Raw genomic sequence first — 13,749 nt, forward strand, 5'->3', positions numbered from 1 at the left:
CAACTCGGGGCTGAAGAACAGCCCCGGTTACTTAACATTTTGCTGGAAGCATCAACCTACGCGGTAGTTTGGCGCTTCCTTGGTGATCTGCACGTCGTGGACATGGGATTCAGCCATGCCGGCGCCGGTAATCCGTACGAACTCTGGCTTGGTGCGCATTTCTTCGATGTCGGCGCTGCCGGTGTAGCCCATCGAGGAACGCAGGCCGCCCATCAGTTGATGGATGATCGCGCTCAGGGTGCCTTTGTACGGCACACGGCCTTCGATGCCTTCCGGAACGAGCTTCTCGGCGCCTGCCGAGGAGTCCTGGAAGTAACGGTCGGAAGAACCTTGCGCCTGGGACATGGCGCCCAGCGAACCCATGCCGCGGTAAGCCTTGTATGAACGGCCCTGGAACAGTTCGATCTCGCCTGGCGCTTCTTCAGTACCGGCGAACATCGAGCCCATCATCACGCAGGAAGCACCGGCTACGATGGCCTTGGACAGGTCACCGGAGAAACGGATGCCACCGTCGGCGATCAACGGAACGCCCGTGCCTTCAAGGGCAGCGGCGACGTTGGCGATGGCGCTGATTTGCGGCACGCCCACACCGGCAACGATACGGGTGGTGCAGATCGAGCCCGGGCCGATACCGACCTTGACCGCATCCGCGCCCGCTTCGGCCAGGGCCTTGGCGGCAGCGCCGGTGGCGATGTTGCCGCCGATCACTTGCACGTCAGGGAAATTCTGTTTGACCCAACGCACGCGGTCGATCACGCCTTTGGAGTGACCGTGGGCGGTGTCGACCACCACCACGTCAACGCCGGCAGCGACCAGGGCCGAAACGCGGTCACCGGTGTCTTTACCGGTGCCGACCGCCGCGCCAACGCGCAGACGACCCTGGTCATCCTTGCTGGCCAGCGGGTAAGCCTTGGCTTTTTCGATGTCGTTGACGGTCATCATGCCTTTGAGGGCGAATTTGTCGTCGACGATCAGCACGCGCTCGATGCGGTGCTTGTGCAGCAGTTCGCGCACATCGTTCTTGTCGGCGCCTTCCTTGACAGTGACCAGACGCTCTTTGGGCGTCATCACTTCACGGACGGTAACTTCAAGACGGTTCTCGAAACGCACGTCACGGGAAGTGACGATGCCGACCAGGTCGCCATCGTGCAGCACCGGAACGCCGGAGATGTTGTGCAGGCGGGTCAGGTCGAACAGGTCACGCACGGTGGCGTCGGCTTCGATGGTGATCGGATCTTTCACCACACCGGCTTCGTAACGCTTGACCTTGCGCACTTCGGCAGCTTGCTGCTCGATGGTCATGTTCTTGTGGATGATGCCGATGCCGCCTTCCTGAGCCATGGCGATGGCCAGACGGGCTTCAGTGACGGTGTCCATGGCAGCGGAAACAAGGGGAATATTCAGCTCGATGCCACGGGTTAGGCGGGTCTTGAGACTGACTTCGTTAGGAAGCACCTCGGAATAACCGGGCACTAGGAGAATGTCGTCGAATGTCAGAGCTTCTTGGCTGATACGCAGCATCGCGGGGGCTCCCGAGCGGGAAAATGGAAGCGCGCCATTATATACATGCACCCTGCCGGGCTCAATGTAAAACTCTGACAAACTTGGGAATACTGATAGATGGGTTACAACTCGACTTTGACCCAACTCATCTTCTGGTCCAGCCAATCGGCGAATTCGTCGATAAAACTCTGCTTGAACCCCGCCTCCGCCCAGTTGTTGAAGATGAATCCCAGGTTGGAAAACCCGCATTCCTGTAGGAACAGGAATCCGTTGATGTCGTCTTCATGCCCACACAGCGGGCAGGTGAAGTTGTCGGTGTGGCCGGGCATCCAGTCTTCCAGGCTTTCGAACAGGGCTTCGCCGACTTCCTTGCGGCATTCCGGGCAGCCGGCTTCTTCGAGAAAGCCCTTGGCCGGTGTGTAGATGCAGCGCTTGTAGATGATTTCCAGGCCGTTGATCGGCTCGTTGAACGGCAGCGCCTCGGGGTACAACACCACGGCGCGGGCGCCGTCGGCCAGGGCATAGCCCATGCGGTTGCCGGTGCGGCCGCAAGTGGTCAGCTCTTCCTTGATGATGTTCTTGCGCACCAGCCAACGCACGATTGCCCGGGCGCGGGGTTCGTGGACGGGCAAAGTGGAGATTTTCGGGACAAGGATGCTTTGGGAGTTCATGGTTCAAAGTGCCAAATAGATTTCTGCGGCAGGCAGCTTAATCTTTGGCACCCGCAGGTCAAGTGCTCAGGTATCGCCCAATCAACGCAATACCACTGGCCAACACCAGCCAGGTCACCAATCTCACAAACGCCTCCCGCGACATGCGCAGGGTCAATCTACGAGCAAACCAGAGTCCCAGGGCCATCGCCGGCAACAGGCATACAGCCAACATCAACAACGGCCAATCCGCATACACCCCGGCAATCAAGAACAGGCTCAGGCGCACCACTGTGCTGCAACTGATCAACGCACTCTGGGTGGCGCGCGCCGCGTCCTTGGGCAGGCGGCTGTTCAGATAGATCGCATAGAGAAAGCCGCCACTGCCAAACAATGCGCCGAATAAACCACCGACGGTGCCCATGGGAACCGACCAACCCGCCGCCATCTGCGTCGGGCGCGCCTTTACCGCCAGGCTGTAGAGGGCGTAGGCACTGATGAACATGCCCATCAGCAACAGCAACAAATCCGAATGCAGGTTGAGCAAAAACACCACGCCCAATGTGCAACCAATCGCCATGCACGGCAGCAAGCGCAGCAATTCCGGCTTATTTACGTCCTGCCGCGATTGCAGCAGATTGCCAAATGCCGCGACAAAATCCAGCAGCACCAACAGTGGGATGATCTTCGACAGCGGCATGAACAGGATCAGCAGCGGCCCTGCCACCAATGCGGTGCCAAATCCCGCGATACCGAACACGATATAGGCCACGACAATGCCCAGGCCGATTACCAGCCAATCCACACCGCCAAACGACCATTGGCTCATCAGCTCAGCCGGGTTCATGGGTTATTCCTTATTCGAGATAGCCATCACTTTAGCCAGCGGCGAGGGATGCGACTAATATCTTCAAAGCCCTCCACCCATCTCGAAAAGGCATGACGTGTGATTTCCACCCGCCAACTGCGTTACTTCGTCGAAATCGCCGACAGTGGCAGCTTCAGCGCCGCCGCCGAGCGTTTGTTTGTGGCGCAGTCCGCCTTGAGCCGACAGATCAAGGAGCTGGAAACCCAGCTGCAAACGCCCCTGTTTGAGCGGACTGCACGCCAACCGCGACTCACCGCCGCGGGTGAAGCCTTCTACCCGCGAGCACGCAACCTGCTGAGTGAGCTGATCAAGGCCAGTGAAATGGCAACGCAAGTGGGCAACGGCGAACTGGGCACGCTGCGCCTGAGCCACTCAAGTACCGTGCCGATGAGCGGCCCATTGCTGCAAGGCATCAGCACCTGGCTGGAACGCTGCCCAGGGGTATCGATGGACATCGTCAAACTGTCCTCCGAAGCGCAGTTGGAAGAAATCGCCGACGGTCGCCTGGAGGTCGGGTTGTTGCGCCTGCCTGTGTTGCGCCAGCGCGAGGGCGTGCGAGTCGTACCTTTATATCGCGAGCAACTGTTGCTGGCAGTGCCGCCGAATCATCGGCTGGCACGCAACACTGCGCCCATCGAACTGGAGCAATTGAAGGACGAAGCGTTTATCTCGATCCCCCATCCCCAGCGTGGCGGCTTGAGTTATCTGTCAGCCGAGCTGTGCATGCGTGCAGGATTTTTCCCCAAGGCCGCGCGGGTGATGTCACGCAAGACCACCCAGTTGCAGTTGATCCAGGCCGGCTTTGGTATTGCCTTGTTACCAAAATCCATGCAGGACATCGCCCCTGCCACTGTGCACTTTTTGCCCCTGGCCGACCCGGACTGCCTCAGCACCGTGGCCCTGGCCTGCGCGCAGAAGCCGAGCGCGCTGGTGGAGCAATTCTGCCAAACCTTGCACGAATGCCTATAAACTGCCGCCATGATTAAAGATCCTTTTGCCCGTCTGGGCCTGGACCGCGAAGTCCTGACTGTCACGCAGCTCAACGGCCGTGCGCGGGTGTTGCTGGAAGACGTGTTCACCAATATCTGGGTCGAAGGCGAGATCTCCAACCTCGCCCGCCCGGCTTCCGGCCATGTGTATTTCACCCTCAAGGACAGCGGCGCCCAGGTGCGTTGCGCGCTGTTTCGCAACAACGCCGCGCGGGTGCGGCAGGCGCTGAAAGATGGCCTGGCGGTGAAGGTGCGCGGCAAAGTCTCTTTGTTTGAGGGCCGGGGTGATTACCAACTGATCCTCGATACCGTGGAGCCGGCCGGTGATGGGGCATTGCGCCTGGCGTTCGACGCGCTGAAGGAAAAGCTCAGCGCCGAAGGCCTGTTCAGCGCTGAACGCAAAGTGCCACTGCCAGCGCACCCTCGGCGCATCGGCATCATCAGTTCGCCGACCGGCGCGGTGATCCGCGACATCATCAGCGTGTTCCGTCGCCGTGCGCCAAACATTGAACTGACCCTGATCCCCACCGCCGTGCAAGGCCGCGAAGCCATCCCACAGATTGTGCGCGCACTGAAACTGGCGGATGCACGCGGCTTCGATGCGCTGATCCTGGCCCGTGGCGGCGGTTCGCTGGAGGACCTCTGGTGCTTCAACGAAGAAGCCGTGGCCCGTGCGGTGGACGCCTGCGTCACGCCAATCGTCAGCGCCGTCGGGCATGAGACCGATGTGTCCATCAGCGACTTCGTGGCCGACGTGCGCGCCCCTACGCCCTCCGCCGCAGCCGAATTGCTCGCGCCGGACGCCAGTCATCTGGTGCGTCAGGTTGAAAACCTGCATCGCCGCCTGGTGATGCTGATGCGCAATCGCCTGAGCCATGACCGCCTGCGCTTGGAAGGCATGGCGCGACGCCTGCGTCACCCTGGCGAACGTCTGCGCCAGCAGGCCCAGCGCCTGGATGACCTGGACATGCGCCTGCGCCGCGCCTTCGAGCGTAGCCTCAATACCCGCCGCGAGCGCCTGATCCGCCTGGAAACCCGCCTCGCCGGCCAACACCCCGGTCGCCAACTGGCCCTCTTGCGCCAACGCTTGGACAGCCTCGCTGAACGGCTGCCCCGCGCCATGCGCGAAGGCCTCAAGGCGCGGCGCCTGCAACTGCAAAGCCAGATGCAGACGCTGCACGTGGTCAGCCCATTGGCGACCCTGGGCCGTGGCTACAGCATCTTGCTGGACGAGCACGGCCAGGCCATTCGCAACGCCGCGCAGACCCACACCGGCCAGCGCCTCACCGCGCGTCTCGGTGAGGGCCAATTGCAAGTGCGGGTGGAAGACAACCACCTGACACCCGTCACCCTTTCGTTATTGGATTGATTGATGCCACGTCTCTTTAGTGTGTTGATGCTGCTGTGCCTTGCCTTTAATGCCCATGCCGATAGCTACATCACCCGCACCTTGAACAAGCCGGTGCCGGGCGGCGTTGCCGTGGTCGAACTGGGCCCTTCCGCCGCCGCGCCCAAGGCCACGTACCTGGGCAAGCCAGTGCTGGTGGTGAAGGAAGCGGACAACTGGCTGGCGATTGTTGGCATCCCGTTGACGGTCAAGCCCGGCAACGAACGCATAAGCAGCGGCGGGCGCAACCTGCCGTTTATCGTTGGCTACAAGAAGTACCCGGAACAGCGCATCACCCTGAAAAACAAAAGCCAGGTAAACCCCGATCCGGCACAGCTGAAACGCATCGAGGCGGAGCTGGCGGTGCAGATCAAGGCTTACCGCAGTTTCAGCCCGAACCTGCCGAGCAACCTGGTGTTGGACAAACCGGTAAACGGGCCGCTGTCGAGCAAGTTCGGCGTACGACGTTTCTTCAACGGTGAAGAGCGCAATCCCCACTCGGGCCTGGACTTTGCCGTGCCGGCCGGTACGCCGATCAAGACGCCGGCCAACGGCAAAGTGATTCTGGTGGGCAACTACTTCTTCAACGGCAATACCGTGTTCGTCGACCACGGCCAGGGCTTTATCAGCATGTTCTGCCACATGTCGAAGATCGATGTGAAAGTCGGTGACCAGCTCACGCGTGGCGCGGTGGTGGGTAAAGTCGGAGCCACGGGCCGCGCGACCGGGCCGCACATGCACTGGAACGTCAGCCTGAACGACGCACGGGTCGATCCGGCGATCTTTATCGGTGCATTCCAACCCTGAAACGCTCGATTGCGCGCCTGATAATGGGTGCGCAATTAAAGCAAGCCCTCTACACATATTTAGGCACAAAATCTCGTTTCCTACACAGATAGCAGAACTTCTCTCAATTTTTAGCGACTGCTTGCCATCTTTCACCCCGACGGTTAGGGTTGGGCTTATGAAAACCTCTCACACCCTCATTCAGCTCCGCCAGCACCGCAGCCTGTGCCTTGTCAGCGCACGACTGCCAGGCTGAATCGATCTGCCTCGTCTTTACGTTTTATCCCCAAAAACAGTTCTACGGCAGGCCGCCTTTTCTCGGCCCCTACAACAAAGGATTTCCCGATGAGCATGCTCAAAGACCCGTCTTCGAAGTACCGCGCGTTCCCGACCATCGACATCCCGGACCGCACCTGGCCGTCGAAGACCATCACCGAAGCGCCGATCTGGTGCAGCTCGGACCTGCGTGATGGCAACCAGTCGCTGATCGAGCCGATGGACGCGGTGAAAAAGCTGCGTTTCTGGAAGACCCTGGTTGCCGTCGGCGTGAAGGAAATCGAAGCATCGTTCCCTGCCGCCTCGCAAACCGACTTCGACTTCGTACGTACCCTGATCGAAGACAACCATATCCCCGAGGACACCACCATCCAGGTGCTGACCCAGGGCCGTGAAGACTTGATCGCACGCACCTTCGAATCCCTGCGCGGCGCCAAGAAGGCCATCGTGCACCTGTACAACGCCACCTCGCCGTCCTTCCGCCGCATCGTGTTCAACCAGGACAAGGACGGCATCAAGGCCATCGCAGTCAACGCGGCCAAGCTGTTCGTCAAGTACGCCGCCCAGCAGCCGGAAACCCAGTGGACCTTCGAATACTCCCCGGAGACCTTCAGCGCCACTGAGCTGGAGTTCGCCAAGGAAGTGTGTGACGCGGTGATCGAGGTGTGGAACCCGACGCCTGAGCACAAGATGATCCTCAACCTGCCGGCCACCGTGGAATGCGCCACGCCGAACATCTATGCCGACCAGATCGAGTGGTTCGGTCGCCATATCAACCGTCGTGACAGCGTGATCATCAGCCTGCACACCCACAACGACCGTGGCACTGGCGTAGCCGCCACCGAGCTGGGCCTGATGGCCGGTGCCGACCGTGTCGAAGGCTGCCTGTTCGGCAACGGCGAGCGTACCGGTAACGTCGACCTGGTCACCGTGGCACTGAACATGTACACCCAGGGCCTCGACCCGCAGCTGGACTTCTCCGACATCGACGGCGTGCGCAAGGTCGTCGAGGAGTGCAACCAGATCCAGGTTCACCCGCGTCACCCGTACGTTGGCGACCTGGTGCACACCGCGTTCTCTGGCTCCCACCAAGACGCCATCCGCAAGGGCTTCAGCCAGCAGAAAGACGACGCACTGTGGGAAGTACCGTACTTGCCGATTGACCCGGCCGACATCGGCCGCAGCTACGAGGCGGTGATTCGCGTGAACAGCCAGTCGGGCAAAGGCGGCATCGCCTACCTGCTGGAGCAGGAATACGACATCAGCTTGCCGCGTCGCATGCAGATCGAGTTCAGCCAGGTAGTACAGGCCGAAACCGACCGCGTGGGCCTGGAAATGACCGCGCCGCAGATCTACGCCTTGCTGCAGCGTGAATACCTGCAAGCCAACACCCCGTACGCGCTGGTCAGCCATCGCCTGCAGGAAGAAAACGGCAACAGCTTTGTCGAGGTGGAAGTCTCCGGCAAGGGCCAGGGCGAAACCAATCTGCACTGGAAAGGCAAAGGCAACGGTGCGCTGGAAGCGCTGGTGGCTGGCCTGCCGATCGGTGTGGAGATCATGGACTACAACGAACATGCGATTGGTGCAGGCACCAACGCCAAGGCAGCGGCCTACATCGAGCTGCGTGTGAACGGTGAGCGTCCGGTGCATGGCGTGGGTATTGATGAAAACATCACCACGGCCAGCTTCAAGGCGCTGTTCAGTGCACTGAACCGGTCGTTGAGCCAGCAGGAAGCCAAAGCGGCGTAACTGGCTGCTGAAATGCGAAAGGCCCCTGGATGAGAGTCCAGGGGCCTTTTTCGTTACCGGGTTTAAGTGAACTCAAATGTATCGGCGTCCAGGTTCGCGGGAAACCGCATGCGATATGCCGCCAACTCCGCCGCATCCAGGCTCACCTGAAATACGCCGTCCGCCTCCCCTGCACTGAGCAAGGTCTCACCCTGGAAATCCAGCACCTGGCTGTCACCGGTATAGGCAAAGCCCTTCCCATCCGTGCCCACCCGATTCACTGCCGCCACATAGCACAGGTTTTCAATAGCCCGCGCCGGCAGCAACCGGTTCCAGTGTGAACGCCGCGCACCCGGCCAGTTGGCGGTGTACAGCAGCAGGTCGGTGTCCTGGGCGTCGCGGCTCCACACCGGGAAACGCAGGTCGTAGCAAATCAACGGGCGAATACGCCAACCCTTCAATTCGAACTGCACCTGGCGTTCGCCCGGCGTGTAGTGATTGTGTTCACCGGCCATGCGGAACAGATGGCGCTTGTCGTAGTGCAACACCTCGCCATCCGGCCGCGCCCACAGCAGGCGGTTGCGGTGACTGCCGTCGGCGGCCTGGATGATCACACTGCCGGTGATCACCGCGTTGTACTTCGCCGCCTGGGCCTGGAGCCAATGATGGGTCGGGCCGTTTTCAGGCTCTGCAAGGGCTTGCGACTCCATCGAGAAGCCGGTGGTGAACATCTCCGGCAACACAATCAAATCGGCGCCTTTGGCTTGCTCCAACAGCAGTTCGAAATGTTCGAGGTTGGCCTGGCGGTCATGCCAGGCCAGGCTGGTCTGGACCAGGGCGATATTCAGGTTCGGCAGTGCACTCAGATCACGCATAGTTTTTCCGCCGCTTGGCGCAGCGTTTCCTCGCGTTTGGCAAAGCACAGGCGCACCAGGCGCTGGCCTTGGGGTGGGGTCTGGTAGAACACCGAGACCGGGATGGTGGCCACGCCGTGTTCGCGGGTCATCCAAAGAGACATGGCGACGTCATCCAGGTCCGGGCGGATCTGTGAGTAATCCACCAGTTGGAAGTAGGTACCGGTCACTCGGGTAAAGCTGAAACGGGACGGCGCCAGCAGATCGCAGAACAGGTCACGCTTGGCCTGGTAGAAGGCCGGCAGCTCGTCGACATGCTCCGGGTGTTCAGCCATGAAGTCGGCCAGCGCGTATTGCAGTGGGGTCACGCCGCAGAAATTGACGTATTGGTGCACCTTGCGCAGTTCGGCGGTGAGGGCTGGCGGTGCGACGACATAACCGGTTTTCCAGCCAGTGACGTGGTAGGTCTTGCCGAAAGAGCTGACCACGAACGCGCGCTGATACAGCTCTTCATGGGCCAACACGCTGACATGGGCCACGCCGTCAAAGACCAAATGTTCGTAGACTTCATCGCTGACCAGGTAGATATCGCGATCACGGATCAGTTCGGCCAATTGGTCCAGCTCGGCGCGGCTGATCAAGGCACCTGTCGGGTTGTGCGGGGTATTGAGAATGATCATGCGCGTGCGCGGTGACAGTGCCGCCTTGATCCTCTCGAAGTCGAGGGCAAAGCCATTCTGGCTCAGTTGCACATGCACACAGCGGCCACCAGCCAACTCCACCGAAGGCTCATAGCTGTCGTAGCTGGGGTCGAACACGATGACTTCATCGCCAGTACGAATCACCGCCTGGATTGCGCAGAAGATCGCCTCGGTGGCGCCAGGGGTGATGGTCACTTCACTGTCGGCATTAACCGTGGCGCCATAACTGCGGGCGATCTTGGCGGCCACTTGCTGACGCAGCACCGGCAGGCCGGTCATAGGCGCATATTGGTTATGCCCGAGGGCGATATGCTTGCCCACCGCATCGAGCAAAGCCTGGGGGCCATTGAAGTCCGGGAAGCCCTGGGACAGGTTGAGCGCGCCGGTTTCAGCAGCGAGTTGCGACATGGTGGTGAAAATGGTCGTGCCGACATTCGGCAGCTTACTGGTGATCATCGAAAGGCCCCTGCAGGTGAGCCCCAAGTTTTAAGCTGCCAACTGCACCGGGTCAAGGCACAAACCACCGCGCACAAAAAAGGGCTCCAAAGGAGCCCTCTCTCACAACTCGAAGCTGCCGTTATTTCTTGTCACGGCGCTTCTTGTCTGCCTTCTTGTGGTGAGTCATCAAACGACGCTTCTTGTTCACCTGACGGTCAGTCAGTGTGTTCTTGTTGCCTTCGTATGGGTTCTCGCCACCCTTGAACTCGATACGGATCGGCGTACCGACCAGTTTCAAGACACGGCGGTAGGTGTTTTCCAGGTAACGCACATAGGACTTCGGCACCTTCTCGATCTGGTTACCGTGGATCACGATAATCGGCGGGTTGGCACCACCCAAGTGGGCGTAACGCAGTTTGATCCGGCGGTTGTTGACCATCGGCGGCGCGTGCTCGCCAACCGCGTCTTCCAGGATCTGGGTCAGGCGGTTGGTCGGCCAGCGGGTGACCGCGGACTTGAACGAGTTCTGTACGGACGCGTAGAGGTTGCCCACGCCGGTGCCGTGCAGTGCCGAGATAAAGTGGATATCGGCGAACTCGACGAAGAACAGGCGACGTTGCAGCTCGATCTTGACGAAATCGCGCTCGCTTGGCGTCATGCCGTCCCACTTGTTGATCGCGATCACCAGTGCCCGACCGGCCTCCAGGGCAAAGCCCAGCAGGTTGAGGTCGTGGTCCACCACGCCTTCGCGGGCGTCCATCACGAAGATCACCACGTTGGCGTCTTTGATCGCCTGCAGGGTTTTCACCACCGAGAACTTTTCAACTTCCTCGTGGATCTTGCCGCGCTTGCGCACACCAGCGGTGTCGATCAGCGTGTACTTTTCCTCGTTGCGTTCGAACGGGATGTAGATGCTGTCGCGGGTGGTGCCGGGTTGGTCGTACACGATAACCCGGTCTTCACCGAGCATACGGTTGACCAGCGTCGACTTGCCGACGTTAGGGCGGCCGATGATGGCGATCTTGATACCGTCTTTTTCGCTCGGGCCAGGAATGCGCTTGGCTTCCTCACCTTCGGCAACGATTTCCTCTTCGCCCTCTTCTTCCTCGACATCATCCTTAGGGAAATCGCGCAGGGCAATTTCCAGCATCTGGGTGATACCGCGACCGTGGGCACCGGCGACCGGAATCGCATCGCCCAGGCCCATCGGGCTGAATTCGGCACGGGCCGCTTCAGGATCGATGTTGTCGATCTTGTTCGCGACCAGATAGGAACGCTTGTTGCGCTTGCGCAGGTGCTCGCCAATCATTTGGTCAGCAGCGGTGTAGCCCGCACGGGCGTCCACCAGGAACAACACGACATCGGCTTCTTCAATGGCCAGCAGCGACTGCTCGGCCATCTTTTCGTCCATGCCATGCTCGTCACCGGAGATACCACCGGTGTCGACAATAATGTAGGAGCGCCCTTGCCACTTTGCCTCACCGTATTGGCGATCACGGGTCAGACCGGACAAGTCGCCGACGATGGCGTCGCGAGTCCTGGTCAGGCGGTTGAACAAGGTGGACTTGCCGACGTTAGGTCGGCCCACCAGGGCGATTACGGGAACCATGCGGCTCTCCACTTCGTTATTTCAGAAAATACAAAAGCCGCTGCAGGGCAGCGGCTGGTGCTCGGGGCAGCATAATCAAATGCCGCATGCCCCGCCGAAGCGGGGCCGCCTGGGTGTTACCCCAAGCATAGTTCTTACTTGATGGTCAGGGCTTCCAGCTTGCCGCTGTTGCCAAACACATAAAGCATGTTACCCACGACCAGCGGACGCGCACGCAGGCCGTCGCTGTCGATACGCTCGCGACCTACGAAGCGACCGTCCACTTGGCTCAGCAGGTGCAGGTAGCCTTCGAAGTCACCGACTGCGACGTAGCTGGAGAACACTTCCGGTGCCGACAGTTGACGGCGAGCCAGGGAGTCGTTGCTCCACAGCGCGGTAGTAGAGCGTTCGTCGACACTTTCAACGGTGCCGGACGCCAGGCTTACATAGACGCTGCCAAACCCTTGGGCGACACCGGCGTAGCTGGAAGCATCACGCTGCCAGTTCACACGGCCGCTCTGCAGGTCCAGTGCCGCAACACGGCCCTGGTACGTAGCGACGTAGAGGGTTTCACCGGACAGCAGCAGGCCGCCGTCGATGTCCACTACACGGTCCAGCTCGGAACGACCTTGCGGGATGGCCACACGGGTTTCCCAGGCCGGCACGCCGTTCTGGGTATCCAGGGCGACCACTTTACCGGTCGACAGACCTGCAACGGCCAGATTGTTGGTCACAATCGGACCACTGGTACCGCGCAAGGTCAGCACCGCTGGAGTGCTGTCGTACAACCAACGCTGTTCGCCGGTGCTGGCGTCGAGGCCGATTACACGATCGTCCTGGGTTTGCACCACGACGATATCGCCGTTGGTAGCAGGCGGTGCGAGGACTTCACTGGTCACGCGAGCGCGCCATTTCTCTTCACCGGTGCTGGAGTCCAGGGCCACGACTTCGCCTTTCAGCGTGCCGAGCATCACCATGCCGTAACCCACGCCGACGGCGCCAGAGACTGGCAATTCGAGGTCTTTCTTCCACTTCACGTCACCGTTCATGCGATCCATGGAGATCACAACGCCGGTCACGTCAGCGGCCACAATGTTGTCACCGTCGATTGCCGGAACCAACATGTTGTAGGTTTCGCCCTGACCGTCACCGATGGAGCGGCTCCACTGCTTTTGCAGGATCACTTCTTCCTTGAAGCTGGTCAGCTCGGCCGGAGGCAGTTCTTTTTTACTGTTGCTGCTGCAACCCGCGGCCAGAACGGCCAGAGCCAGCAATGCTGCATGTTTCCAACGGATCACGTCACGCATCCCCTTTGGCCAAGTCGTCCAGCTTGATTTGTAAGCCACCGACCGCTGCTTCATCAGACAGCGCCGCCTTGGCTTTTTGGTACGCAGCATTGGCTTCGTCGGTACGACCCAATTGGACCAACAGGTCGCCCTTGAGCTCTTCGCGAGTGGCTACAAATGCCTTGTCAGCATCGCCGTCGAGCAGTTTGAGTGCTTCGTCGGCCTTGTTCTGTGCCGCCAGTACCTGAGCCAGGCGCTGACGTGCGATTTCACCCAGGGTCGGGTTGGTCGGCTTGTCGGCGATAGCCTTCAGCTCTGCAGCGGCGTCGTCCAGCTTGCCGGTGTCGACCGCGACTTTCGCGACGAACAGGCTGCCGTATTGGGCGTAGGTGCTACCGCCGAATTCGTTCTTCAGCTTACCGGCCAGGTCTGCAACCTGCGCAGGATCGGGCTTACCGTCCGGCGTCAGGGTGGTTTCCAGCAATTGCTGATAGAGGATCGAGGCGCCTTGGGACTGGTTGGCCTGATACTTGGTCCAGGCTTGCCAGCCGAACACCACCACTAAAGCCAGCAGACCGCCAGTAACCAGGGGCTTGCCGTTACGCTGCCACCAGTCCTTGAACTCGGCCAGTTGATCATCATCAGAACTCGACACCCCAATACTCCTTAATCGCTAAATTCGGCTGTTCGACAGC

12 protein-coding genes are annotated in these 13,749 nt (G+C 60.3%); 4 read left to right on the forward strand and 8 right to left on the reverse strand.

Features of this window, described 5'->3' with window-relative positions; translation table 11 throughout:
- Window positions 1-51: 51 nt before the first annotated feature.
- The 3 genes from guaB to AYR47_RS01145 form a co-directional block, all read right to left on the reverse strand.
- Window positions 52-1,521, reverse strand: coding sequence for an IMP dehydrogenase (gene guaB / locus AYR47_RS01135; protein WP_016977684.1), 1,470 nt, complete (start codon window positions 1,519-1,521; stop codon window positions 52-54).
- A gap of 104 nt (window positions 1,522-1,625) precedes the next feature.
- Window positions 1,626-2,174, reverse strand: coding sequence for a hypothetical protein (locus AYR47_RS01140; protein ID WP_021492272.1), 549 nt, complete (start codon window positions 2,172-2,174; stop codon window positions 1,626-1,628).
- 58 nt (window positions 2,175-2,232) lie between these two features.
- Window positions 2,233-3,000: a sulfite exporter TauE/SafE family protein gene (locus tag AYR47_RS01145; protein ID WP_061433986.1), complete on the reverse strand. Its 768-nt coding sequence runs from the start codon at window positions 2,998-3,000 to the stop codon at window positions 2,233-2,235.
- A 99-nt stretch (window positions 3,001-3,099) separates the two neighbouring features.
- Between AYR47_RS01145 and AYR47_RS01150 the strand changes: the two genes are divergently transcribed.
- The 4 genes from AYR47_RS01150 (at window position 3,100) to leuA (ending at window position 8,208) form a co-directional block, all read left to right on the forward strand.
- Window positions 3,100-3,990 (forward strand): LysR family transcriptional regulator, encoded by an 891-nt coding sequence (locus tag AYR47_RS01150; protein ID WP_061433988.1) that lies wholly within the window; start codon window positions 3,100-3,102, stop codon window positions 3,988-3,990.
- 9 nt (window positions 3,991-3,999) lie between these two features.
- A complete protein-coding gene (gene xseA / locus AYR47_RS01155) occupies window positions 4,000-5,379 on the forward strand; it encodes an exodeoxyribonuclease VII large subunit (RefSeq protein ID WP_061433990.1) in 1,380 nt (459 codons plus the stop codon).
- Between the two features lie 3 nt (window positions 5,380-5,382).
- Entirely contained in the window at window positions 5,383-6,204 is an 822-nt protein-coding gene (locus AYR47_RS01160; protein ID WP_061433992.1) for a M23 family metallopeptidase, read from the forward strand.
- Between the two features lie 324 nt (window positions 6,205-6,528).
- Window positions 6,529-8,208: a 2-isopropylmalate synthase gene (gene leuA, locus AYR47_RS01165; RefSeq protein WP_016977678.1), complete on the forward strand. Its 1,680-nt coding sequence runs from the start codon at window positions 6,529-6,531 to the stop codon at window positions 8,206-8,208.
- Between the two features lie 62 nt (window positions 8,209-8,270).
- Here the strand turns inward: leuA and AYR47_RS01170 are convergent, their stop codons facing one another.
- The 5 genes from AYR47_RS01170 to AYR47_RS01190 form a co-directional block, all read right to left on the reverse strand.
- Entirely contained in the window at window positions 8,271-9,062 is a 792-nt protein-coding gene (locus tag AYR47_RS01170; RefSeq protein ID WP_033898620.1) for an amidohydrolase, read from the reverse strand.
- Entirely contained in the window at window positions 9,050-10,198 is a 1,149-nt protein-coding gene (locus AYR47_RS01175; protein ID WP_033898621.1) for a pyridoxal phosphate-dependent aminotransferase, read from the reverse strand. The genes AYR47_RS01170 and AYR47_RS01175 overlap by 13 nt, the downstream gene beginning before the upstream one ends.
- 121 nt (window positions 10,199-10,319) lie before the next feature.
- Window positions 10,320-11,789: a ribosome biogenesis GTPase Der gene (gene der, locus AYR47_RS01180; protein ID WP_016977675.1), complete on the reverse strand. Its 1,470-nt coding sequence runs from the start codon at window positions 11,787-11,789 to the stop codon at window positions 10,320-10,322.
- A 134-nt stretch (window positions 11,790-11,923) separates the two neighbouring features.
- Window positions 11,924-13,075 (reverse strand): outer membrane protein assembly factor BamB, encoded by a 1,152-nt coding sequence (bamB, locus tag AYR47_RS01185; RefSeq protein ID WP_061433993.1) that lies wholly within the window; start codon window positions 13,073-13,075, stop codon window positions 11,924-11,926.
- Entirely contained in the window at window positions 13,068-13,709 is a 642-nt protein-coding gene (locus tag AYR47_RS01190; RefSeq protein ID WP_016977673.1) for a YfgM family protein, read from the reverse strand. Before AYR47_RS01190 ends, bamB begins: the two co-directional genes overlap by 8 nt.
- Window positions 13,710-13,749 lie beyond the last annotated feature (40 nt).

The organism is Pseudomonas azotoformans (genome assembly GCF_001579805.1).
Lineage (GTDB): Bacteria > Pseudomonadota > Gammaproteobacteria > Pseudomonadales > Pseudomonadaceae > Aquipseudomonas > Aquipseudomonas azotoformans_A.

Coding starts and splice junctions, on each gene's coding strand:
- AYR47_RS01140 (WP_021492272.1), bottom strand. CDS start 2,174: ATGAACTCCCAAAGCATCCTTGTCCCGAAAATCTCCACTTTGCCCGTC.
- xseA (WP_061433990.1), top strand. CDS start 4,000: ATGATTAAAGATCCTTTTGCCCGTCTGGGCCTGGACCGCGAAGTCCTG.
- bamB (WP_061433993.1), bottom strand. CDS start 13,075: ATGCGTGACGTGATCCGTTGGAAACATGCAGCATTGCTGGCTCTGGCC.
- leuA (WP_016977678.1), top strand. CDS start 6,529: ATGAGCATGCTCAAAGACCCGTCTTCGAAGTACCGCGCGTTCCCGACC.
- AYR47_RS01160 (WP_061433992.1), top strand. CDS start 5,383: ATGCCACGTCTCTTTAGTGTGTTGATGCTGCTGTGCCTTGCCTTTAAT.
- der (WP_016977675.1), bottom strand. CDS start 11,789: ATGGTTCCCGTAATCGCCCTGGTGGGCCGACCTAACGTCGGCAAGTCC.
- guaB (WP_016977684.1), bottom strand. CDS start 1,521: ATGCTGCGTATCAGCCAAGAAGCTCTGACATTCGACGACATTCTCCTA.
- AYR47_RS01175 (WP_033898621.1), bottom strand. CDS start 10,198: ATGATCACCAGTAAGCTGCCGAATGTCGGCACGACCATTTTCACCACC.
- AYR47_RS01145 (WP_061433986.1), bottom strand. CDS start 3,000: ATGAACCCGGCTGAGCTGATGAGCCAATGGTCGTTTGGCGGTGTGGAT.
- AYR47_RS01170 (WP_033898620.1), bottom strand. CDS start 9,062: ATGCGTGATCTGAGTGCACTGCCGAACCTGAATATCGCCCTGGTCCAG.